This window comes from Aliigemmobacter aestuarii, assembly GCF_004799285.1.
Lineage (GTDB): Bacteria > Pseudomonadota > Alphaproteobacteria > Rhodobacterales > Rhodobacteraceae > Aliigemmobacter > Aliigemmobacter aestuarii.
Genome location: NZ_SSND01000001.1, coordinates 539715 through 561291 on the forward strand (window position 1 = coordinate 539715; position 21577 = coordinate 561291).

A 21577-nucleotide genomic window follows, 5' to 3' on the forward strand; every position below is an offset into this window, starting at 1 on the left:
TCCGCGTGATCGGGCGATCCGTCGGGCGCGCCGGGCCGTAATGCCCTGCACTTGACTGTCATCAACCGACATGGGGGGAAACGAGATGACCAAGACGACCGCAGTACTGGCCGCAGCCCTGCTTGCCCTGGCAAGCCCCGTTCTGGCCGACAACCCGACCAACGCCAAGTCGATGGCCTCGGCCCTCAAGGGCGGCGGCGGCGGCAACAACTCGCCGCTGAAAGAGGCGCTTGGCCTTGAAGGCAACGGTGGCGTGGCCAGCTTCGTCTCGGGCGGCGGCAACGGCGGCTGGGGCAACATCGGCAGCACCCTGACGGGTGGCCAGGTGTCGAGCCGCCCCGCGAAAGAGTGATCCGGTTACAGTGTTTCCCTGGTACCCAACCCCCGCCGGTTCGGCGGGGGTTTTTCGTGGGGGGCCTGCGCTACGCTCGTTCAGATATTTGGCAGGGCGACAGGTCGAAAACAGCCTCTGAGCCGCTAAACCGCCCAGAAAAACGACTCACCCCCACACCTCACAAAACTCCCGCCATTCACCCTTGGACATGCCGGAATCCGCCTGCTCCACCGCTTCCCCGGCGAGGCGCCGTTTCAACACCGCAATCGCCTTGGCCGACAGCGTGACGCCGCCCATGCGGTAGTCCTCGAAGGCGGCATAGGCCAGGGGCACCCAGTCCTTCACGCAGGCGGAGATGGCCTCGGCATAGACGCGGATCTCGTATTGCGCGTGGGCGTCGGCGCGCAGGCGCAGGAAGTGGAACAGGTTGTGCAGGTCGGTCTTCCAGTACCACTGGGTGTAAATGTTCATCGGCAGGTTCATCCGCGCCAGTTCGCGGGCCAGGCCCTGCTGGCCGTCCTGGCTCAGCATCGCCTCGTAATCGTCATAGCATTGCGCGGCATCGCGCTTGAGCGTTTCCAGCACGCGCGCGGCCTCGGCCCCTGAAAGCACCTCGCCCCGGCCCTGGTTGTTCACCGTCGATTGCGCGGCCAGCTGTTCTGGCGCGGGGATATAGAATTCGCGGTCGAGGATCGAATAGCGGGCGGAGTATTCGTTGACGTTGGCGGTGCGGTGGCGGATCCACTGGCGGGCGACGAAGACCGGCAGCTTGACGTGCAGCTTGACCTCGCACATCTCGAACGGGGTCGAGTGCCAGTGCCGCATCAGATAGCGGATCAGCCCTTCGTCGTTCTGGACGTGTTTCGTGCCCGCCCCATAGCTGACGCGCGCGGCCTGCACGATGGCGGCATCGTCGCCCATGTAGTCGATCACCCGGATAAACCCGTGATCCAGAACCTGATGCGCGCGGTACAGATGCGCCTCCATCCCGTCCGAGACGGCGCGCAGGGTCGGGCGCGGGTTGGCGCGCTGGCTTTCGATTTCGGCGATCTGGTCGGGCGTCAGGGGCATCGGCATGGCCTTTCGTGAAATGTCTGCGGGCGCGAGTCGTCTGACACTATATCTAGCAGGCGGCCCCGCGGAAACCGCCATATGCGGCGTGTTGCCTTCCTGCGTCAATCCCCCGCCCAGTTTAAGAAACCGCGCAAGGGCGTTGACGAACAAGGGTTTTTCCGGCACGTTTTCGCTCAAGACCTTTGGTAATGGGACAGAAAAGATGGCGCGCGCAAGACACGCACTCTGGGTATTGTTGTTGTTGGCGGCTTGTTCAGGAAATCCCTTCGTTGCCGAGGACGGCAGCACCGACGGTGGCACCGATGGCGGTACCGACGGCGGCACCGATGATGGCGGCGGCGACGGCATCTCGGGCGATCTCAACTATCCGCCAGGCACGCAGAACCCCACGTCATCCAGCCGGATCATCCGGTATGAGCCGAGAGGCGATGCCGATGACGCGGATTCGGGCAACGGCCGGGTCAGTTCGGTGAATTATGACCGCGCCACCGATACGTTCGCCGTCGACGGCCTGGCCTTTGACGGCGACCGCCCCTATCGTCGCGGCCGCGCGGTCAGCGCGATCGGCCCCTACGCCGTCTACGAAGCGCGGCTGAAGGCCACCGACCCGTTGACCGGGGAGGAAATCAACCAGTTCAACCACCGTGCCATCTATGGCGTGTCGCGGTCGGGCCGGACGAAATTCGCAATCGTGCGAACCGGCGACTATCGCACCTATGGGTTTGGCGGGTTCATCTATCAGCGTGACGGTGGCGTGCGCCTGCCGCGGTCGGGTCAGGCCAGCTATCGGGGCGATTACGCGGCGGTGCGCGACTTCAGCGGCAGCGGCGGCGTCGGCTTCACCCAGGGCCGGGCGGTGATCGACATCGACTTCGACGATTTCAACGACGGCGCAGCGGTGCGCGGCGAGATCCGCAACCGGCGCTACATCGACCTGCAGGGCAATGACGTGACGGATGCCTATCTTGACCTGCTGAGCCAAGATACCGAGGTGGGGCAGTCGCGGCTTCCGGTGCTGCTGTTCAAGATCGGACCGGGCGTGATGGACCGCAACGGTGAAATCCTCGGCGAGGTCGGCAATACCGTGGCAACGTCGGATGGCCCGCGCGAACATGAATCCGGTCGCTACTATGCGCTGATGTCAGGCACCAATGCCGAAGAGATCGTGGGCATCGTGGTGTCCGAGGCGGAATATCCGACACTCGACAACGTGACGATGCGCGAAACCGGCGGCTTTATCGTCTATCGCGACTCCAACTGATGCGCCTGCCCCGTCTGACCTGGGCGCTGGCGCTTTGCGCCGGCGTCACAGCGGGGGCCGCAGACGCGGAAACCCGCCTGTCACCCGAAGAGATGCGGGTCGCGGCGCAGATCCTGCTGGATACGGGCGAACCCGGCCGGACGCTGGAACTGGTCGATGCGCTTTTGTCGCGCGATCCGGGCGACGTGCAGGCGCTGATCCTGAAAAGCCAGGCGCTGCGCGATCTGGAGCGCACGGACGAGGCGCAGGCGGCGGCGCGGTCAGCCTGGCGACTGGCCGGGGAAGACAGGCTGCGGTTCGGTTCGGCCATGGTGATGGCGCAGGCGCTTGCCTCGGACGAACGCCGGACGGCGGCGCAACTGTGGCTGCGCCGGGCGGCAGAGGTCGCACCGGATCCGGGCGCCCGGGCCGAGGCCGAAGAGGCTTTCACCTATGTCCGGTCGCGCAACCCTTGGGTGTTCGACTTCCATTTCTCGGCCTCGCCCTCGTCGAACGTGAACAACGGATCGCGGCGGAATTCGTTCTGGTTCTACGGCTTTCCCGTGGACCTGAGCGGCGCCGCGCGGGCGCTGTCGGGGTATGAGGCCACGGCCGGCGTGACCGCCACCTACCGGCTGCTTCCGGGCGAATATTCGACGACGGAACTGCGCTTTTCGGCGATGCAGAAATCGGTGTGGCTGTCGTCCGAGGCCAAGCGCATCGCCCCCGGCGCGACGGGCAGCGATTTCGCCTATTCGGCGATCGAGGCGGGGATCCGGCATCAGATCGACCCGGTGCAGTCGCCCTTCGGGATCGGTCTTGGCGCGACCTTCGGCCACAACTGGTACGGCGGCGAGGATCTGTCGGACTATCTGCAACTGCAGGCCGAATTCGACCGGTCGATCGGCAGAAGGGACGCGGTGCAACTGGCCTTCGCGGCGGAACGCAACTGGCGGCGTGACAGCACGCTGCAATCCTCGGACGAGGCAAAGGCCGATTTCGGCTGGGTCCGGCAACTTGCCAACCGCGACCGGCTGCAGGCCGAGATCGGCCTTGCCCGGACCTGGTCGCGATCGGTGGAGATGGCGCATGACGCGCAAAGCCTGCGGCTCGGGTGGACCAAGGCGGAACCCGTGCAGGGCATCCGCCTTTCGGCCGGGGTAGAGTTCGAGCGGCGCGACTATGACCGGTCACGCTATGCACCCGGCGGGCGGCAGGACGACCGGCTTTCGGCCAACCTGTCGATGACTTTCGAGCAGGTCGATTACATGGGCTTTGTGCCCACGCTGCAGGTGACGGCGGGCGAGACGCGATCCAACGTCGGCCTGTTCGACGCGCGCGACTTTGGCCTGTCGCTGGGTTTCGAAAGCGCCTTCTGAGGGGTCGCAATCGGCCCCCGCTCTGCTAGGTTCGGGGAAAACCGTCAAAGGAGACGACCGATGAAGATCCGTTACCTTCACACGATGGTCCGGGTGCTGGACCTTGAGAAATCGATGGCCTTCTACCGCCTTCTGGGGCTTGAAGAGACGCGGCGCTATGAGAACGAGCAGGGCCGTTTCACGCTGGTCTTCATGGCCCCGCCCGGCCAGCCGGAATGCCCGGTGGAACTGACCTGGAACTGGGACGGGGACGAAGGCCTGCCATCGGACAGCCGGCATTTCGGCCACCTCGCCTATGATGTCGAGGACATCTACGCCATGTGCCAGCACCTGATGGACAATGGCGTGACGATCAACCGGCCCCCGCGCGACGGCCGCATGGCCTTTGTGCGCAGCCCCGACAATATCTCGATCGAATTGTTGCAGATGGGCGGGGCGAAGGAACCGGCCGAACCCTGGGTTTCGATGCCGAACACGGGCCACTGGTAGGGACCGCGGAACGGGGGCAACGGGGGGCCGTCAGCCCCCTTCCTGGCTTTGCCATGCCCCCCAATGATGCCATCGACAGAAGGAAAGCGCGGCAGGCTCAGAAGGCCCAACGGGTCAGGGCATCCGGGCCAAGTGCAGTGACGTCCAGAAGGCGCGGGCGCGGCGCATCGGCCAGCGGGCCGATTCCCAGCGGGCCAAGCACGGGGGCACCTTCGGCGCCGATCAGGCAACCGGCGTGATAGACCGCCAGTTCGTCGACAAGCCCCGCGCCGACAAGCGCCGAGGCCAACTGCCCGCCCCCTTCGCAAAGGACGCGCGTGAGCCCCCTTCCGGCCAGCGCCCCGAGTGCGGCGCGCAGATCGACGCGGCCATCCTGCGCGGGCACCTCGATGAGTTCGGCCCCGGTGGCGGCCCAGGCCGCGCGGGACGGCGCCGGGGCATCCGGGGAATGGAGCATCCAGATCGGCACGTCGCGCGCGCTGCGGCCCAGGCGGCTGTCGGGGCTGTGGGCAAGGCGGCTGTCGATCACGATCCGCACCGGCTGGTGCCTTGCGCCGATGTCGCGCACCGTCAGGTCGGGATCATCGGCGCGGGCGGTGCCCGCCCCCACCATCACCGCATCGTGCCGCATCCGCATCGCATGGACGGCGCGGCGCGCCCCGGAGCCTGTCAGCCACCGGCTTTCGCCCGACGCGGTGGCGATCCGGCCATCCAGCGTGGCGGCCATCTTCAGCGTGACGAAAGGAAGCCCGCGGGTCACGCGTTTCAGGAAGCCCGCATTCAGGCGGCGCGCGGCGTCTTCCATCACGCCTTCGGTCACGGCAATGCCCGCCGCGCGCAGCATCGCATGGCCCTTGCCCGCAACGCGCGGATCGGGATCGGTCAGCGCCGTCACCACGCGCGCCACGCCTGCGGCGATCAGCGCCTCGGCGCAGGGCGGGGTCTTGCCATGATGGGCGCAGGGTTCGAGCGTGACATAGGCCGTGCCGCCCCGTGCGGCCGCCCCGGCCATGTCAAGCGCCAGGCGTTCGGCGTGGGGGCGGCCACCCGGCTGGGTGAAACCGCGCCCCACTATGCGGCCCCTGTCAGGACCGCCGGTTTCCGCCCCCCCGGCAAGGATCACGCATCCGACCGCCGGGTTAGGCCATGTGTTTCCAAGCCCCCGCGCGGCCAGAGCCAGCGCATGGGCCATGTGGGCGGTGTCGCTCACTCGTCCTCTTTGATGCCGGGGCGCAGTTCCGAGACGAACTTGTCAAAGTCGTCCGCCGCCTGGAAGTTCTTGTAGACGCTGGCGAAGCGGACATAGGCTACGGTGTCGATCCGCGCGAGGCTTTCCATCACGATCTCGCCGATCGTCCGGCTGGGAATGTCGGTTTCGCCCATGCTTTCCAGCCGCCGCACGATGCCCGAGATCATCTGGTCGATGCGGTCGGGGTCGATGGGGCGTTTCTGCATGGCGATACGGATCGACCGTTCCAGCTTGTCACGGTCGAAATCCTCGCGCTTGCCGCTGGACTTGATCACCACGAGGTCGCGCAACTGAACCCGTTCATAGGTGGTGAAACGCCCGCCACAGGCCGGGCAAAAGCGCCGCCTGCGAATGGAAACATGATCCTCGGCGGGCCGGGAATCCTTCACTTGGGTATCGATGTTACCGCAGAATGGGCAGCGCATCGGCCGTCCCCCTTGTTTCTTGTCTGTCTGCCTCGGGTCTGGGGTATCCGTCCCCAGTTATCCACAGACCCTAGCGCAAGGCGGCGCATTTCGCCTAGCGCGAAATTCGGGGCGCAGGATATTGGGGGCGCCAGGTGTGGCGTGGCGGACTCAATTCCCGAGGGACCGGACGGCGCGGACAGGATTTCCGGCTCGGCTAGGGCGCTGGCCTGCCCGCGCGATAGGGCATCATGCCCGATCAGTCTAGATCGCGCACGGCGGCGCAAAGCGCCCTTGCGAAACCTACGGTGACCGATCCGTCATCAGGACCAAAGAGCAGAAGGCCCGTCACGGGTGCCGCGCCTTCGGGGCTGGTGGAAAAGGTCATCGACTGGCCCGCGGGACGAGGCACGGGCGAGGTACGCCAGATCCGGTCGGATGTGGCAAGACCGAGCGTGCCCCGCGCATAGGTGCCCGCGGCGCAGAAGGCCTCGGTCGCGGAAAGCCCACCCTCGGGATGGACGGCGAAACTGCCCGGCCCGAGGGGCGTCACGGTCGGCATGCCCGCCCCGGCGGCGGTGACGGAAAGAAGGAAAGCGGCAATCGTTCGATACATCGTCATCTCCGGCAATTGCGCCAAGGATAGACCGCTCGGCGCCGTTCCGGAAGGGGCCGCGGCGCTTCCCCCCGCCCGTCAATTCTCCGTCCCCTCCCCGTCACCTCAATGTGAGCGGAAATCCCGCCCTTGGGCGGTTATCCTTGGCCAGGACAGAAGCAGGGGAGGATGCGCGATGACACGGATGACGGCAAAGGATTTCGACCAGGAACTTCTTGAACTTTATGACTATTATGCCCACGGAAAAATCACGAAGCGTGAATTTCTGGACCGCGCGGGCAAGTTCGCGGTGGGTGGGCTGACGGCGTTGGCGCTTCTGAACATGCTGAAACCGGATTATGCCCTGGCCCAGCAGGTGCCGATGGACGATCCGGCGATCAGCGCCGAATATGTCACCTACCCCTCGCCCAACGGGCATGGCGAGGTGCGCGGGCTGATGGCGCGACCGGCAGGGGCCGCCGGAAAGCTGCCCGCCGTGGTCGTCGTGCACGAGAACCGCGGGCTCAATCCCTATATCGAGGATGTGGCGCGGCGCCTTGGCAAGGCGGGGTATCTGGCGCTGGCCCCGGACGGGCTGACCAGCGTGGGTGGCTATCCGGGCAATGACGACGAAGGCCGCGCGTTGCAACAGCAAGTCGATCCGGCAAAGCTGATGAACGATTTCTTCGCGGCGGTGGAACATCTCATGGCGCATGAGGGATCGACCGGCGCGGTGGGGATCGTGGGGTTCTGCTATGGCGGTGGCGTCTGCAACGCCGCGGCGGTGGCCTATCCGGAACTGCGCGCCGCCGTGCCTTTCTATGGCCGCCAGCCGAACGCAGCGGATGTGGCGAAGATCAAGGCGGCGATGCTGATCCACTATGCCGGTCTGGACGACCGCATCAACGCGGGCTGGCCGGAATACGAGGCGGCGCTGAAGGTGGCGGGCACGACCTATGAGGCCCATGTCTATGCGGACGTGAACCACGGTTTTCACAACGACACGACGCCGCGCTACGATCAGGCGGCGGCGGAACTTGCCTGGCAGCGCACGCTGGACTGGTTCGGGAAATACCTTGCCTGAGCGTCAGCGCAGGACGGCCGCGACCTGCCGGGCATGGGGCGCCCGGCGGTGTTCCATCAGGTAGATTCCCTGCCATGTGCCAAGCGCCAGCCGCCCGCCAATCAGGGGGATCGTCAGGCAGGTGGGCAGAAGGGCCGCCTTGATATGCGCGGGCATGTCGTCGGGGCCTTCGTAGGTGTGGGTCAGAAAGGACATCGAGGGATGATCCGAAGGCGGAACCAGCCGGTTGAAGAATTCGGTCAAGTCGGTCCGCACCTCGGGGTCGGCGTTTTCCTGGATCAGAAGGCTGGCCGAGGTGTGCCGGATCATCAGCGTCAGCACCGCCTCGGACAGTCCCGCCCCTTCGGCCCAGTCCCGCACCTGGCGGGTGATCTCGTAAAGGCCGGGGCCATGGGTGGGGATGGTCAGGGTGATGTGCATGGGCTTGAGGGGCCTGAGGGGGGAGAGAACGAAAGGGCAGCGGATGGCCGGGGCCTGCCGCACCAAAGGTTGTGGTCGCCGCTTTATAGGGCCACATCCGCGCGACCTCAATCATCGCGCTGGCGTCCCCAAAGCGGCTGGCCGCCGGGCCGGCCATCCGCTGCCCGGGGGGCCTTGCAGGCCCCTGTTAACCGGGCGGAGATGGTCAGGTTGGCGTGCGCGAAAATTCAGGGGCGGTTAGGCCAATAAAGTGTCGGTGTTCTCTTGCAGCCATGTAGCAAGCCCAAAATTTAGCGCTTCGCGCTCCATTGGGAAAAAGGCAACATCAGCCTCAAATGGATCTCCACCGTTAGCGATCCAAACGGATCCGGCTTCTCTCGCCTCATGTGGCTGCCGCTGATCATTCAATTCATAATCGTAACGACCAAGTGTGAATGCACGAGAAAGCCTGCGAAGGATTTCTTCGAACCGCGAGAAATCTACATGTCCCGCAGATCTGTCAGTAGCAAGTTCAACTATTCGAAGCCGCGCCGATTCAGATAGTAAATACAACAACTTATCATAACTATGGGATACAGGACGTTGTCCCGTATCCACAAGAACTGCACATTTCAAACGGATTTCAAACGCTAGGAGTCCGAGCAGATTAGCGGCACGACCATGCCTAGGATCAACTTTTCCTGCCAGCAGCTCTTCACTGGCTTCATAGTCTTCCGCAACAGCAATCATCGAAACAATCATGCTTCGCTTCTGCTCATCCGAAATTGGAACAAACGGCTGTCTTTTCTGAGACATACCCCACGGGCCTCCAAACCAAAACGCCCCCTTCCGGGGGCGTTTTTCCTTACTGATCCAGGAAACTGCGCAGCTTGCGGCTGCGGCTGGGGTGTTTCAGCTTGCGCAGCGCCTTCGCCTCGATCTGGCGGATGCGCTCGCGGGTCACGCTGAACTGCTGGCCCACCTCTTCCAGCGTATGGTCGGTGTTCATGCCGATGCCAAAGCGCATCCGCAGCACGCGTTCCTCGCGCGGGGTCAGGCTGGCCAGCACCCGCGTCGTGGTTTCCTTCAGGTTTTCCTGAATGGCGCTGTCGAGCGGCAGGATGGCGTTCTTGTCCTCGATGAAATCGCCAAGCTGGCTGTCCTCTTCGTCCCCGATCGGGGTTTCAAGGCTGATCGGTTCCTTGGCGATCTTCATCACCTTGCGGACCTTTTCCAGCGGCATCTGCAGCTTGTCTGCCAGCTCCTCGGGCGTCGGTTCGCGGCCAATCTCGTGCAGCATCTGTCGGCCGGTGCGCACCAGCTTGTTGATCGTCTCGATCATGTGCACGGGGATGCGGATCGTGCGGGCCTGGTCGGCGATCGACCGGGTGATCGCCTGGCGGATCCACCAGGTCGCATAGGTCGAGAACTTGTAGCCACGGCGGTATTCGAACTTGTCCACCGCCTTCATCAGGCCGATGTTGCCTTCCTGGATGAGGTCAAGGAATTGCAGACCGCGGTTGGTGTATTTCTTGGCAATCGAGATCACCAGGCGCAGGTTCGCCTCGACCATCTCCTTCTTGGCCTGACGGGCTTCCTTTTCGCCCTTCTGGACCTGGGAAACGATGCGCCGGAATTCCGAGATATCGACGCCCACATACTGGCCGACCTGCGCCATCTCGGCACGCAGGCCCTCGATCGGGTCGCGGTGCTTTTCGATCAGGGTCTGCCAGCCCCGGCCCGACTTCGCCGCCATCCGGTCAAGCCAGGTCGGGTCAAGTTCATAGCCCTGGTATTCGTCGATGAATTCGCGGCGGTTGATGCGGGCCTGATCGGCCAGCTTCACCATGCCCGAGTTGATCGACATGATCTTGCGGTTGATCCCGTAAAGCTGGTCGATCAGCGCCTCGATCCGGTTGTTGTGCAGATGCAATTCGTTGACCAGAAGAACGATTTCCGACCGCAGCTTCTGATAGGCGGCCTCGTCTTCCAGCGAAAACCGCGAAGTTTCGTTCATCGCCGCATGCATCCGGCGATCCTGGATGTCGGACAGCTTGGCATAGTCGCGCGCAATCAGTTCCAGCGTTTCCAGGACGCGCGGCTTCAACGCCGATTCCATCGCGGCCAGCGACATGTTCGAGGCGTCGTCGTCCTCGTCGTCGTCGCCTTCCCGCGACAGCGGGTTGCCGTCGGCATCCAGTTCGGGCTCGTCCGAACCGTTGCGGTTGCGCGACGAGGCAGGCGTCCCCTCGGGCAGGTCGTCCAGCGCCGTGCCTTCCATGTCGTCATCGCCATCCAGCGACCGGCCGAAGGTCGCCTCGAGGTCGATCACATCGCGCAGCAGGATTTCTTCATTCAGCAGTTCGTCGCGCCAGATCGTGATCGCCTGGAAGGTCAGCGGGCTTTCGCAGAGCCCGGCGATCATCGTGTTGCGGCCCGCCTCGATCCGCTTGGCGATGGCGATCTCGCCCTCGCGGCTCAGCAGTTCGACCGACCCCATCTCGCGCAGATACATCCGCACCGGATCGTCGGTGCGGTCCAGCGTTTCCGAAGGACCGCCGGCAATCGCCACCTCGCGCGAGGTGGAGGTTTCCACCAGCTCGCCCGCGACGTCGCCCTCTTCGGCTTCCTCGCTGTCCTCCTCGCGGACCTCGATGCCCATTTCGTTGAGCATCGCCATGATATCCTCGATCTGGTCCGAGGAAACCTGATCGGGCGGAAGGACGGCGTTCAGGCGATCATAGGTGATGTAGCCACGTTCGCGCGCCTCGGCGATCATCCGTTTCACCGCCGCCTGGCTCATGTCCAGAGAGGCTTCGGTATCCTGATCTTCGGTCTTGGCGTCGTCGGTGTCTTTGAGGGCCATGGATGCTCCTTCGGGGGCGAATCGGTCTGCGGGCGTTACGAATCAATAACGCGAATCACGGCGGGGGAAAGGGCGCGGGCGGTGTTTTTCCCTGTTTGGCCCCTCCTCGTTGCCTAATGGTTGCGGGGCCGACCGCCCCGGGTGAAGTCGATCGACTCGTGCAGGCGCCGGGCACGTTCCAGTTCCTCGCGGTCCAGTTCGACCCCGTTCGAGGCCAGGATCGCGTCGCCCTTGGTGTCCTGCGGGCCACGGGCGGCGCTTTGCCGATCGGCGGCGGCGCGCGACAGGCGCCAGGTCAGCCCCTCGTCGACAACCCCTTTCAGATCGTCCTCGGCGTCGCGGATTTCAACCCTGTGCGCACGATCGGCCTGAAGGCGCGCCAATGCCTCGGCCACGCAGGTTTCCGCGGCAACCGGATCGGCCCCGGCCCGGATCGCACTGGTGGCCAGAACATGGGGGTGGCGCAGCACCTCGTCGGCATCCACCGGGGCCTCGGCCTGCAGCGCCTGTTCCAGATCGTCGCGCCCGTGGTGATACAGCAGCAGGTTGCGCAGCCGGTCGTGGCCCTTGGTCGAAAATTCCAGCCGTTCCAGCGCGGTTTCGAACTTCGCCACCAGCGCGGGATGGCGGATGCAGGCAGCAAGGATCACGGCCTCGCGCACGAAATCGGCCGCGGTCTCGGCCCCGCTGGCCAGAAGCGAGGCGCGCGTCGCGGGCATCGGCACGGCGGGGGCTTGCACGAAGCGCCCGCCGCGCCCGAAGCCACCGGGTGCGCCCCCCTGGAACGGGCGGAAGCCCGAGGCGCCGCGCGCGGGCTTCCGCCCGCCACGGCCGAAAAGCTGCCACCGCAGGTCCTTGATCTCTTCGCCGTAATGCGCCCGGATCGACGGGTCCGCGATGCGCGCCAGCGTCGCGCGCAACGACTTGTCCAGCGCGGCCTTCCGTTCCGGGCTGTCGAAATCGCGCCCCTCGGTCTCGCGCTGCCACATAAGGCGGACCATCGGCTGGGCCGCGTCGATCACCTGCTGCATGGCGCCTGCCCCGGCGCTGCGCAGCAGGTCATCGGGATCAAGCCCCTGAGGCAGGACAGCAAAGCGAAGGCCCTGCCCCGCCTCCATCAGCGGCAGGGCCAGGTCAATCAGCCTGAGCGCGGCGCGCTGGCCTGCCGCGTCACCGTCCAGCATGACGATCGGTTCGGGGTGGATCCGCCAGATCAGGCGCAACTGGTCTTCGGTCACCGCCGTGCCAAGCGGCGCGACCGCCGCGCCGAACCCTGCTTCGGACAGGGCGATCACATCCATGTAGCCTTCGGCCATCAGAAGCGTCTGTCCCTTGCCCGCCGCCTCACGCGCGCGGGCGATGTTGAACAGGCTTCGCCCCTTGTCGAACAGGTCGGTTTCCGGCCCGTTCAGGTACTTGGCCCGCGCCTTCGGGTCCAGCGACCGGCCACCGAAGCTGATGCAGCGCCCGCGCCCGTCGCGGATCGGAAACATCACCCGCCCCCGGAACCGGTCAAAGGGCGCGCCGCCCTCGTCGGGGCGGGCGCAAAGTCCGGCATCGACCAGAAGATCGGGCGCAACACCCTTTGCGGTCAGCGCGTGAAACAGCCCCTGCCGCTGATCCGGTACCCAGCCGATTTCCCACCGGTCCTGCGCCGGGCCGGGCAGCCCGCGCCGTTCCAGATAGGCCCGCGCCTCGGCCCCGCCCGAAGCGTGAAGCTGCAGCCGGAACCACTTCACCGCCTCTTCCATCACCTCGGCCAGCTGGCTGCGCCGGTCGGCCTTTTCGGCGGCACGGGGGTCGCGGGCGGGCATCGTCATCCCTGACTCGCGCGCCAGGATCTCGACCGCCTCCATGAACCCCACGTTTTCGGTTTCTTTCACGAAGGACAGCGCATCGCCCTTCGCATGGCAGCCAAAGCAGTAATAGAACCCCTTGCGGTCATCGACATGGAACGAGGCCGATTTTTCCTGATGAAAGGGACAAGGCGCCCAGAAATCGCCCTTGGCCTGGTTCGACTTGCGCATGTCCCAGGTCACCTTCCGGCCGATGACCGAGGAAAGCGTCACGCGGTTTCGCAGTTCGTCAAGGAATCCGGGAGGCAGCGACATGTCCGGAATATCGGGCCAAGGGGGCGTGAAGTCCAGTCGGATGGCCGGAAAGATGCGGCCCCCTAGTCCAGCAGGTCACGCGCGATCCGTTCGAAGATGCGCGCCCCGATCGGGATCAGGTCATCGGGAAAGTCGTAATCGGGGTTGTGCAGGCGCGGATGGTCGCGACCCGAGCCCAGAAACACCATCGCGGCCTTCGCCTGCGCGCCGAACCGCCCGAAATCCTCGGACCCGCGCATCGGCAGATCGTCGGGCCGGTGCGCGATGCCGCAGGCGTCCAGAGCGCGCGCCAGGATCGCCGTCGCCTCGGGGTCGTTCGTGCAGGCGTGAAAGACATCGTGATGGCTGATCGACAGCGAAAGACCGTGCCGGGCGGCGGCATCCCCGGCCAGCGCGGTGGCCGAGGCCAGCAGGTCGGCCATCCCCTCATCCCCAAGCGTGCGCAGCGTTGCCCACAGATGCGCCTCGCCCGGCGCGATGCCGAAGGCCGGTTCGCCAAGGCGCGCGTGGGTGATCGTGACCAGCCGGAAATCCGGCCCAAGGGCGCCCCCCTGCCCCAGGGCCGACAGCGCGGGGATCAGTTCGGCCAGAGCGGGCGCGGGCGACACCCCGGCCTCGGGCTGGCTTGCGTGCGAGGTCCTGCCGGTGAAGGTCATCGCCAGCCCCATCGATGCGCAATTGGCCGGCCCCTCGGCCAAGAGCGCCTCGCCGATGGCCACGCCCGGCATGTTGTGGATGGCAAAGGCCCAGTCGGGGGCGACGTCGGCAAAGCGCGGATCGGCCAGCACGGCGGCAGCGCCTGAACCGTCTTCTTCCGCGGGCTGGAACATCAGGACGACCCGGCCCTTCGCGGGTGGCCTGCGCGATAAAAGCCGCGCCAGCGCCATCAGGATCGTCATGTGCCCGTCATGGCCGCAGAGGTGCCCGCGCCCCGGCAGTTCCGAGGCATAGGCAGCGCCGGAAAGCTCGGTGATCGGCAGAGCATCCAGTTCGGCGCGGAACATCACCGTCGGCCCCGGCGCGGGTGCGGCAAAGACCGCCGCCACGCCATGACCGCCCAACCCCGTAATGACATGATCGGGCCGCAGCGCCGAAAGGGCCTCGACGATGGTCGCGGCGGTTTCCCGTTCTTCACCGGAAACTTCGGGCCTGCGGTGCAGCGCATGCCGGAAGGCCGTCAGTTCGACCAGATCGGCATTCGTCAGCATCAGACAAGGCCCGCGCGGGCGGCAAGCGATTTCATCGCTTCCTCGATCTCGTGCCAGGCGGTTCTGGCCATCGACCGAAATACCAGAAGCTCGAAACAGTCGGGCTCCAGCCGCATCAGGATCATCTGCATGTGATTGAGCGGCGCGCGCGCCGCAGCGCCGGGCGGGAAGGCATCCCGGCGCAGGTCCAGCGGCACCAGCCGCATCAGCGCCTGATCCGCCCCCGCCCCCTCAAGCCGCAGGCAGGCCCAACCATCGGACTGGTCAGTCATCACCGCGCCGGACAGGCCGGAAGGATCGCCGCCGATCATAAATGCCTGATCCATGCTGGTCCAGACCATCCTGACCGCGTCAAAGCCTGTGAATTGGTTCGGTTTTGGAAAGCTGACACCAAGCGCCTTCAGCCCCGCGGCCAGATCCCGGCCCACCTTGGGCGCGGAAACAGACGTCACCCGCGTCAATTCCACCTCGGCCAGCGTCAGCCCGCCGTGGGTTACGGGCCATGTTCCCTCAAGCGGGGTTTTCGCGATCAGACTAGGCACGGAGCTTTCTCCCCTCGGGATCGTGGAACACCGGGTCGCAGACCTCGGCGAGGATGTCGATCTTGCGCAGGTGATCGACGACCCGCACCATCTCGCCGTTGCGGGCGCGGCCGTTCTTCAGGAAGGCCAGCCCGATCCAGTGACCAAGCGTCGCCGATGGCCCGACCGATGTGACATAGCCCTGATCACTGGCACGGCAGACTTCCTCGCCGGGGGTGAACAGATGCGCCCCCGCGGTCAGCATCTGGTCGGGCAACGTGGGTTTGAGGCCGACAAGCTGTTCGCGCTCCGGCCCCATGAGGCCGGGCCGCTGCGCCGCCGCCTTGCCGATGCAATCCTTCTTCGGGCTGATCATCCGTTCCATCCCGATGTCGAAGGCCGTGACGCGGCCGTGAATCTCGGCATGGGTGATGAACCCCTTTTCCAGTCGCAGGACGTTCAGCGCCTCCATCCCGTAGGGGCCGCCGCCCATCGTTTCGGCCCGCGCCAGAAGATCGCGGAACAGCGCCTCGCCATAGCGCGCGGGCACCGCGATCTCGTACCCTTCCTCGCCCGAGAACGAGATGCGGAACAGGCGCGCGTCGACTCCGTGCACCCGGACCGGACCGCAGGCCATGAACGGGAAGGCTTCCGGATCGACCGGCGCATCGAGGACGGAATTCAGAAGCGCCCGCGCCTTCGGCCCCGCCACCGCGAACTGCGCCCAGTTTTCCGTGACCGAGAGGCAATGCACGTCCCAGCCCGCGCAATAGGCCTGCCGGACGAAATCCAGATGCCGCATCACCTGGCCCGCCGCGGCGGTCGTGGTGGTCATCAGGAAATGCGTCTCGCCCAGGCGCGCGGTGGTGCCGTCATCCATCACATGGCCATCCTCGCGCAGCATCAGGCCATAGCGCACGCGCCCCACCGGCAGGGTCGAAAAGGTGTTGGTATAGACGAAATCCAGAAACCGCGCTGCATCGCGGCCCTGAATGTCGATCTTGCCTAGCGTCGAGACATCGCAGATGCCCACCGCATGGCGCACCATCGCCACCTCGCGGTCGCAGGCCTCGCGCCAGGTCGCCTCGCCGGGGCGCGGGAAATAGCTGGGGCGATACCACATCCCCGCTTCGATCATCGGCGCGCCGCGTTCCAGGCTGGCCTCGTGCGAAGTCAGGAAGCGCTGCGGCGCAAAGCCCTTGCCGCGCCCGCCCGCACCCATCGCCGCGACCGACACCGGCGCAAAGGGCGGCCGGAAGGTCGTGGTGCCGGTTTCGGGAATCCCGCGCCCCGTCGCATCGGCCAGAACTGCCAGCGCCGCGACGTTCGAATTCTTGCCCTGATCGGGGGCCATGCCCTGCGTCGTGTAGCGCTTCATATGCTCGACCGAGGCATAGTTTTCCTGCGCCGCCAGCTTCACGTCCTTGACCGTCACGTCATTGGCGAAATCAAGCCACTGGCGCTTCCACATGCCGCCCTTGCCCGGCACATGCCAGAGCGGCGCGATGCCATAGGTGTCGTCCTCGGCCTCGGGCAGGGGCACATCGGGCGCGCTGCGGTCCAGCGCGGCCAGGGCGCTGAGGGCCGCATCCCGGCCTTCACGCAGGCAGGCAGCGGTCGACATCGCCCCGTTGGCCGACCCCGCCGGGATCAGCCCGGCCACCGCACCGGGCGCGGGCACGAAGGCCGCAAGCGCCTCGTTCCAGACGGGCCGCCCGCCCTTGTGGCAGGTCAGGTGCACCGTAGGGTTCCAGCCGCCGGACATGGCCAGGCAATCCGTCTCTATCCGGAACTCAGACCCGCGGTGCGCGATGGTGATCCGCGACAGGCCAAGCCGCCCGGCGGTGTCGATCACCTGCGCCCCCGCGTAGACCGGGCAATCCTCGACGGTCGAGGCGTCGGGGCGCGGGTCAATGATGGCGGCGACCTTGACGCCCGCGGCCATCAGGTCGCGCGCGGTCGCGCGGGCCGCGTCGGTATTGGCGAACAGCGTGACGCGCTTGCCGGGCGCCACACCCCAGCGGTTCAGATAAGCCCTGACCGCCCCCGCCATCATGATGCCCGGCCGATCGTTCGAGGGGAAGGCAATCGGCCGCTCCAGCGCGCCCGAGGCCAGAACCGCCTGCCGTGCGACGATCCTCCAGAAACACTCGCGCGGCAGGTTCGGGCGCGGCGCCACATGCAGGCCCACGCGTTCCAGCGCGGCATAGGTGCCGTCGTCATGGACACCGGTCACGGTGGTCCGCGTCATCAGGCGCACATTGGGCATGGCACGCAGTTCGCCCAGAACCTCTTCCACCCAGTCGGGGCCATGCTGCCCGCCGACGGTGCCCGTCTCGGCCAGAAGGCGGCCGCCCATGCGGGCATCCTCGTCGGCAAGGATCACATCCGCCCCGGCGCGGCCCGCCGTCAGCGCCGCCATCAGCCCGGCAGGACCCGAACCGATCACCAGCAGATCACAGAAGGCGAAAGCCTTTTCATAGACGGCCTCGTCATGGCGGCCCGAAAGGCTTCCCAGTCCCGCGGCGCGGCGGATCGCCGGTTCATACAGCTTTTCCCAGAAGGCGCGCGGCCACATGAAGGTCTTGTAATAGAACCCGGCCGAAAGGAAGGGCGCGGCAAGGTCGTTGATCGCCAGCGCGTCGAACCGGACAGATGGCCAGCGGTTCTGGCTTTTCGCCTGAAGCCCGTCAAAGATCTCCTGCACCGTGGCGCGGGTGTTCGGGGTCTGCTGGCCGTCTTCCAGGATCTCGACCAGCGCGTTCGGCTCTTCCGATCCGGCGGTCAGGATGCCGCGCGGGCGGTGATACTTGAATGACCGGCCGACCAGCCGCACGCCATTGGCCAACAGCGCCGAGGCCAGCGTATCGCCCTTGAACCCCATGTAGTCGCGCCCGTCGAAGCGAAAGCCCACCCGGCTGTCGCGGTCGATCAGCCCCTTGCCCTCGATCCTCATTTCTCACCGCCTTTCCGCGCGGATTTCGGCCCGGTCTTCAGATCGGCCACCAGTTCGGAACCAAGGATTTCATGAGTGACGGTGTTGCGCGTCACCGCAAGCCACTGGGCGCAGCCGGTTTCGTGATACCACAGGTCCCGCGTCACCCCGGCGGGGTTGTCGCGGTTGTGCAGCATGTCATCCCAGGCGGCGGCAGGCGCATCGGCGGCGGGCCGGTTCAGATAGTCATCCGACCCGTAGTAATAGAACTCGCGCCGGTCACGGGTGCCGCACAGGGGGCATGGGATACGCATCAGATCGCCTCGACTGGCTGGAGGGGAAGGAAACGGGGCTTCAACCTGATCGAAATACCCCCGCCGGAGGCGTCCTCGGATCGGGCCGGGTGCAGGTGCCGGGTCATCGCGCGCCTCTCAATGCAGGTTGTGCTGGCTGCCCGTGCCTTCCTCGTCGATGAGGTGGCCGGTGGCGAAACGGTCAAGCCGGAAACGGCGGGCGACGTCATGCGGCTGGCCGGTGGCCATCAGATGGGCCATGCACCAGCCCGAGGCCGGCACCGCCTTGAAGCCGCCGTAGTTCCAGCCGCAGTTCAGGAACAGCCCGTCCACATGGGTGCGGTCGATGACGGGCGATCCGTCAGGCGACATGTCCATGATGCCCCCCCAGGACCGCAGCACGCGCGCCCGCCCGATCATCGGCATCAGTGTCATGCCCGCTTCCATCACATGTTCCACCATCGGCAGGTTGCCCCGCGCAGCGTAGGAGGCATAGAAATCCAGATCCCCGCCAAAGACGAGGCCGCCCTTGTCGGATTGCGAGATGTAGAAATGCCCCATGCCGAAGCTGATGACATGGTGGATTACCGGCTTCAGCCCCTCGCTGACGAAGGCCTGAAGGATGTGGCTTTCGATCGGCAGGCGCATGCCCGCCATCGCGGCGACCTGGCTGGAGCGGCCCGCGACCACGATCCCCACCTTCTTGGCCCGGATCGCGCCGCGCGTCGTCTGCACCCCTGTCACCCGGCCGTTGGAAACGTCGATGCCCGTCACCTCGCAGTTCTGGATCAGGTCGACGCCGCGCCGGTCGGCGCCGCGCGCATAGCCCCACGCCACCGCGTCATGCCGCGCCGTGCCGCCGCGCGGGTGCAGAAGCCCGCCATAGATCGGAAAGCGGGTCTGTTCGAAATCAAGATAGGGCAGATGTTCGCGCACGCCCTCGCGGTCCAGCAGGATCGCGTCATCGCCCTGGTTGATCATCGCATTGCCGCGCCGGGCGAAGGCGTCGCGCTGTCCGTCGGAATGGAACAGGTTGATCAGCCCGCGCTGCGAATGCATCACGTTGTAGTTCAGTTCGGATTCCAGCCCTTCCCACAGCTTCAGCGAATGGCTGTAGAATTCCGAATTGCCCGGCAGGAAGTAGTTGGCGCGCACGATGGTCGTGTTCCGGCCGATGTTGCCGCTGCCCAGATAGCCTTTTTCCAGAACCGCGATGTTGGTCATCCCGTGGTTCTTGGCCAGGTAATAGGCCGTCGACAGCCCGTGCCCGCCGCCGCCGATGATGATCGCGTCATATTCGGCCTTGGGCGCGGGATCGCGCCACGCGGGTTTCCAGCCCTTGTTGCCAAAGAGTCCTTCGCCAAGGACCTTCAAGCCGGAATAGCGCATGGACCGTCTCCCTTCACCGATGGCGGATTGGACCGCGATCGGTGGCAATAATCAAGGGATCGCATCGGATTCCTTGCCTGACTGCGACAGGCTTTGTCGCAAGCGGGCAAGGCGCTCGCGGTTCCTTGCCGCAGCCCACCGGCCCACCGGCCCCGGCTTTCCGGTGAAGGGCGCGGCCGGAACAAGGCTGATGTCGCCATGGCCGATCCCCGGCCTTCCGGGCGCGGGCGCCTGGTCGGGATCTAGGTCAAGATCGAGGATCGAGGGGGCGTCGTGCAGCAGAGGCAGGCAGGCGCGGAACAGGCGCCGGGCCACCGCCCCGCCCGCCGGCGCGATCACCGGCCCCGCGGGTTCGCAGGCCAGCGGGGAGCCGTTGCAGGCCAGCCGCAGCGCCGCCAGCGCCGCCGGATCACGATGCGCCATGACGATGTGCATCAGCGCGAAACCGTGCCCCCGGAACGGGATCAGCACCTTCGGCCGGGGGTTCAGCCTTGTCCAGCGGATACCGTCGCGGGGAGCGTCCTGCCAGTCCATCGCGCAGAACGAGGCTTCGGGCGTCATCACCGCCCCCTGCCGCAGAAGGGCGGCACCGGCCCGTTCGATCCCCTTGCGAACGGCGTTTTGCCGCGCCACCTCGCCCGGCGGCAGTGCCCCGAAATCCGCGATGCGCATGGTCATGAACCGGCCCGCCGCCTGCGATTCCGCGATCAGGCGATCCAGCGCGGGCCCGCGGTCGGGCTGGCGCACCTGTTCGAGCATGGCCGCCTGTTCCTCGCTCGACGGCCTGAGATAGCTGAGATAGCGATGCCCGGCGGCGAACTTGTGCAAGGACAGCCGCCCGGTCGAGGCAAAGACCATCCCCGCCGCCCGTGCCCGCGTCAGCAAATCGGCATCGACCGGGGCCGAGATCGCCTCGGGCCGGCGCCAGCCGCCGATGCGGTCGATCACGGCGCGCCGATGCGCGAAGGAACTGGGCGGGAAGAAATGCGGCCTCTCGCCGTCGGGCACCGCGCCATCCCCGGAAAAGAGGCCCGAAACGATGCCCCCCCGGATGCCGGTGGGAAGGTGGAACAGGCTACCCGCCACCGCGAAATCCACCTCGGGCCGGGCGGCAAAAAGGTCGACGAGGCTGGACAGGTGGAACCGTTCCCAGATGTCATCGTGGCCCAGATAGGCGATCAGCGGCGCGCGGGCGTGGTCGATCCCGGCCATGTTCGGGCCGCTCTGGCTGCCCACGCGGTCAGACAGGTTCAGCCAGCGCAGGCGCGGCGAAAGATAGGGGCGCAACGCCGCCTCGGTATCATCGGCGCAGGCATCGCCCACGACCAGCAGTTCCCAGTCGTCGCGATCCTGTTCCATGACCGAAAGGACCGAGGGCAGGATGTGCCGCCCCCTGCCCCAGGTGGCCATGATCACGCTGATCGCGGGCGCGTCAGCCAAAGCGGTAGGGGATGCCCGGATGATCGCGATCGAGGCGCGACTTGTCGGGATGCGCCGGATCGTAGGCCCGGGTCGGCATGTTGATGAAATGCGCGGCCTCATGGCCAAGGTTCTGAACCCCATGCACCACGAAGGCCGGAATTGTCAGCAGCACCGGATTGGCCGCCCCCACGTCCAGCACGTTCAGCGCGCCGCGCGTCGGGCTTTCGGGTCGCAGGTCGTAAAGCACCACCCGGAAGCTGCCGGCAAGAAAGGCCAGCCGGTCGCTTTGCCGCTTGTGATAGACCCAGGCCCGGACCGATCCGGCTTCGGCCATCACGTGATAGACATGCGGCGTGACAAAGGACGGATCATGAAGATCCGTCATCAGCACGGTCAGCGTCCCCCGCCCGTCCGAGTTCGACACCAGCCGCCGCAGCCGGAGGCCTTCGATCTGGTTCTCGACCGCGAGGTCCGCGAAGGCCGGCGTGGCGGGTACCCAGGGTGCATCGTCAGTGAAATCGTCGAGTGTGACCACGGGGGCCTCCGCCTGTTGGCTCAGCCCCTACAAGACGACACCGCGCAGCG

The 21577-nt window shown here is 66.2% G+C and carries 20 protein-coding genes; 5 read left to right on the top strand and 15 right to left on the bottom strand.

Annotation, left to right across the window (positions count from 1 at the left end):
* Positions 1 to 85 precede the first annotated feature (85 nt).
* Complete coding sequence (locus E7811_RS02520; RefSeq protein WP_136393012.1) at positions 86 to 352, top strand: hypothetical protein; 267 nt, start codon at positions 86 to 88, stop codon at positions 350 to 352.
* Between the two features lie 147 nt (positions 353 to 499).
* Here the strand turns inward: E7811_RS02520 and thyX are convergent, their stop codons facing one another.
* Entirely contained in the window at positions 500 to 1405 is a 906-nt protein-coding gene (thyX, locus tag E7811_RS02525; RefSeq protein WP_136394197.1) for an FAD-dependent thymidylate synthase, read from the bottom strand.
* 244 nt (positions 1406 to 1649) lie between these two features.
* Between thyX and E7811_RS02530 the strand changes: the two genes are divergently transcribed.
* The 3 genes from E7811_RS02530 to E7811_RS02540 are packed head-to-tail and all read left to right on the top strand — an operon-like array spanning position 1650 to position 4516.
* Positions 1650 to 2669: a hypothetical protein gene (locus tag E7811_RS02530; RefSeq protein WP_168732883.1), complete on the top strand. Its 1020-nt coding sequence runs from the start codon at positions 1650 to 1652 to the stop codon at positions 2667 to 2669.
* Positions 2669 to 4027, top strand: coding sequence for a surface lipoprotein assembly modifier (locus E7811_RS02535; protein WP_136393014.1), 1359 nt, complete (start codon positions 2669 to 2671; stop codon positions 4025 to 4027). Before E7811_RS02530 ends, E7811_RS02535 begins: the two co-directional genes overlap by 1 nt.
* A 60-nt stretch (positions 4028 to 4087) precedes the next feature.
* Positions 4088 to 4516 carry a VOC family protein gene (locus E7811_RS02540; RefSeq protein WP_136393015.1) on the top strand — a complete coding sequence of 143 codons (429 nt, stop codon included), beginning with the start codon at positions 4088 to 4090 and terminating at the stop codon, positions 4514 to 4516.
* A 97-nt stretch (positions 4517 to 4613) separates the two neighbouring features.
* Here E7811_RS02540 and ribD read toward each other — a convergent pair whose 3' ends face one another.
* The 3 genes from ribD to E7811_RS02555 all read right to left on the bottom strand — a co-directional run bounded on the left by ribD (position 4614) and on the right by E7811_RS02555 (position 6791).
* On the bottom strand, positions 4614 to 5708 hold the full coding sequence (gene ribD / locus E7811_RS02545) for a bifunctional diaminohydroxyphosphoribosylaminopyrimidine deaminase/5-amino-6-(5-phosphoribosylamino)uracil reductase RibD (protein WP_136394198.1): 1095 nt from the start codon (positions 5706 to 5708) through the stop codon (positions 4614 to 4616).
* Between the two features lie 14 nt (positions 5709 to 5722).
* Positions 5723 to 6190, bottom strand: coding sequence for a transcriptional regulator NrdR (nrdR, locus tag E7811_RS02550; RefSeq protein WP_136393016.1), 468 nt, complete (start codon positions 6188 to 6190; stop codon positions 5723 to 5725).
* A 238-nt stretch (positions 6191 to 6428) separates the two neighbouring features.
* Positions 6429 to 6791, bottom strand: coding sequence for a hypothetical protein (locus E7811_RS02555; RefSeq protein ID WP_136393017.1), 363 nt, complete (start codon positions 6789 to 6791; stop codon positions 6429 to 6431).
* Positions 6792 to 6960: 169 nt separating this feature from the next.
* On the opposite strand from E7811_RS02555, the gene yghX reads away from it, so the two are divergent.
* Positions 6961 to 7848, top strand: coding sequence for a YghX family hydrolase (gene yghX, locus E7811_RS02560; protein ID WP_136393018.1), 888 nt, complete (start codon positions 6961 to 6963; stop codon positions 7846 to 7848).
* 3 nt (positions 7849 to 7851) lie between these two features.
* Here the strand turns inward: yghX and E7811_RS02565 are convergent, their stop codons facing one another.
* The 11 genes from E7811_RS02565 to E7811_RS02615 all read right to left on the bottom strand — a co-directional run bounded on the left by E7811_RS02565 (position 7852) and on the right by E7811_RS02615 (position 21527).
* Positions 7852 to 8268 carry a secondary thiamine-phosphate synthase enzyme YjbQ gene (locus tag E7811_RS02565; RefSeq protein WP_136393019.1) on the bottom strand — a complete coding sequence of 139 codons (417 nt, stop codon included), beginning with the start codon at positions 8266 to 8268 and terminating at the stop codon, positions 7852 to 7854.
* 237 nt (positions 8269 to 8505) lie between these two features.
* Positions 8506 to 9009 (bottom strand): hypothetical protein, encoded by a 504-nt coding sequence (locus E7811_RS02570; RefSeq protein ID WP_136393020.1) that lies wholly within the window; start codon positions 9007 to 9009, stop codon positions 8506 to 8508.
* 103 nt (positions 9010 to 9112) lie between these two features.
* Positions 9113 to 11113, bottom strand: coding sequence for an RNA polymerase sigma factor RpoD (rpoD, locus tag E7811_RS02575; protein ID WP_136393021.1), 2001 nt, complete (start codon positions 11111 to 11113; stop codon positions 9113 to 9115).
* Between the two features lie 113 nt (positions 11114 to 11226).
* Positions 11227 to 13224 (bottom strand): DNA primase, encoded by a 1998-nt coding sequence (gene dnaG / locus E7811_RS02580; RefSeq protein WP_136393022.1) that lies wholly within the window; start codon positions 13222 to 13224, stop codon positions 11227 to 11229.
* A gap of 62 nt (positions 13225 to 13286) precedes the next feature.
* Entirely contained in the window at positions 13287 to 14432 is a 1146-nt protein-coding gene (locus tag E7811_RS02585; RefSeq protein ID WP_211092076.1) for an amidohydrolase, read from the bottom strand.
* Positions 14432 to 14974, bottom strand: coding sequence for a sarcosine oxidase subunit gamma (locus E7811_RS02590; RefSeq protein WP_136393024.1), 543 nt, complete (start codon positions 14972 to 14974; stop codon positions 14432 to 14434). The genes E7811_RS02585 and E7811_RS02590 overlap by 1 nt, the downstream gene beginning before the upstream one ends.
* Positions 14967 to 17909 carry a sarcosine oxidase subunit alpha family protein gene (locus E7811_RS02595; RefSeq protein ID WP_136393025.1) on the bottom strand — a complete coding sequence of 981 codons (2943 nt, stop codon included), beginning with the start codon at positions 17907 to 17909 and terminating at the stop codon, positions 14967 to 14969. The genes E7811_RS02590 and E7811_RS02595 overlap by 8 nt, the downstream gene beginning before the upstream one ends.
* Positions 17906 to 18202: a sarcosine oxidase subunit delta gene (locus E7811_RS02600; RefSeq protein ID WP_136393026.1), complete on the bottom strand. Its 297-nt coding sequence runs from the start codon at positions 18200 to 18202 to the stop codon at positions 17906 to 17908. Before E7811_RS02600 ends, E7811_RS02595 begins: the two co-directional genes overlap by 4 nt.
* Before the next feature lie 117 nt (positions 18203 to 18319).
* Positions 18320 to 19570 carry a sarcosine oxidase subunit beta family protein gene (locus E7811_RS02605; protein WP_136393027.1) on the bottom strand — a complete coding sequence of 417 codons (1251 nt, stop codon included), beginning with the start codon at positions 19568 to 19570 and terminating at the stop codon, positions 18320 to 18322.
* 51 nt (positions 19571 to 19621) lie between these two features.
* The gene (locus E7811_RS02610; protein ID WP_168732906.1) at positions 19622 to 21010 is read right to left on the bottom strand and encodes a glycosyltransferase family 2 protein; all 1389 of its coding nucleotides are present in this window, start codon (positions 21008 to 21010) and stop codon (positions 19622 to 19624) included.
* A complete protein-coding gene (locus E7811_RS02615) occupies positions 21003 to 21527 on the bottom strand; it encodes a dTDP-4-dehydrorhamnose 3,5-epimerase family protein (protein WP_136393029.1) in 525 nt (174 codons plus the stop codon). The genes E7811_RS02610 and E7811_RS02615 overlap by 8 nt, the downstream gene beginning before the upstream one ends.
* Between the last annotated feature and the right edge of the window lie 50 nt (positions 21528 to 21577).

Coding starts and splice junctions, on each gene's coding strand:
- E7811_RS02520 (WP_136393012.1), top strand. CDS start 86: ATGACCAAGACGACCGCAGTACTGGCCGCAGCCCTGCTTGCCCTGGCA.
- thyX (WP_136394197.1), bottom strand. CDS start 1,405: ATGCCCCTGACGCCCGACCAGATCGCCGAAATCGAAAGCCAGCGCGCC.
- E7811_RS02535 (WP_136393014.1), top strand. CDS start 2,669: ATGCGCCTGCCCCGTCTGACCTGGGCGCTGGCGCTTTGCGCCGGCGTC.
- E7811_RS02540 (WP_136393015.1), top strand. CDS start 4,088: ATGAAGATCCGTTACCTTCACACGATGGTCCGGGTGCTGGACCTTGAG.
- ribD (WP_136394198.1), bottom strand. CDS start 5,708: ATGGCCCATGCGCTGGCTCTGGCCGCGCGGGGGCTTGGAAACACATGG.
- nrdR (WP_136393016.1), bottom strand. CDS start 6,190: ATGCGCTGCCCATTCTGCGGTAACATCGATACCCAAGTGAAGGATTCC.
- E7811_RS02555 (WP_136393017.1), bottom strand. CDS start 6,791: ATGACGATGTATCGAACGATTGCCGCTTTCCTTCTTTCCGTCACCGCC.
- yghX (WP_136393018.1), top strand. CDS start 6,961: ATGACACGGATGACGGCAAAGGATTTCGACCAGGAACTTCTTGAACTT.
- E7811_RS02565 (WP_136393019.1), bottom strand. CDS start 8,268: ATGCACATCACCCTGACCATCCCCACCCATGGCCCCGGCCTTTACGAG.
- E7811_RS02570 (WP_136393020.1), bottom strand. CDS start 9,009: ATGATTGTTTCGATGATTGCTGTTGCGGAAGACTATGAAGCCAGTGAA.
- rpoD (WP_136393021.1), bottom strand. CDS start 11,113: ATGGCCCTCAAAGACACCGACGACGCCAAGACCGAAGATCAGGATACC.
- dnaG (WP_136393022.1), bottom strand. CDS start 13,224: ATGTCGCTGCCTCCCGGATTCCTTGACGAACTGCGAAACCGCGTGACG.
- E7811_RS02585 (WP_211092076.1), bottom strand. CDS start 14,432: ATGCTGACGAATGCCGATCTGGTCGAACTGACGGCCTTCCGGCATGCG.
- E7811_RS02595 (WP_136393025.1), bottom strand. CDS start 17,909: ATGAGGATCGAGGGCAAGGGGCTGATCGACCGCGACAGCCGGGTGGGC.
- E7811_RS02600 (WP_136393026.1), bottom strand. CDS start 18,202: ATGCGTATCCCATGCCCCCTGTGCGGCACCCGTGACCGGCGCGAGTTC.
- E7811_RS02605 (WP_136393027.1), bottom strand. CDS start 19,570: ATGCGCTATTCCGGCTTGAAGGTCCTTGGCGAAGGACTCTTTGGCAAC.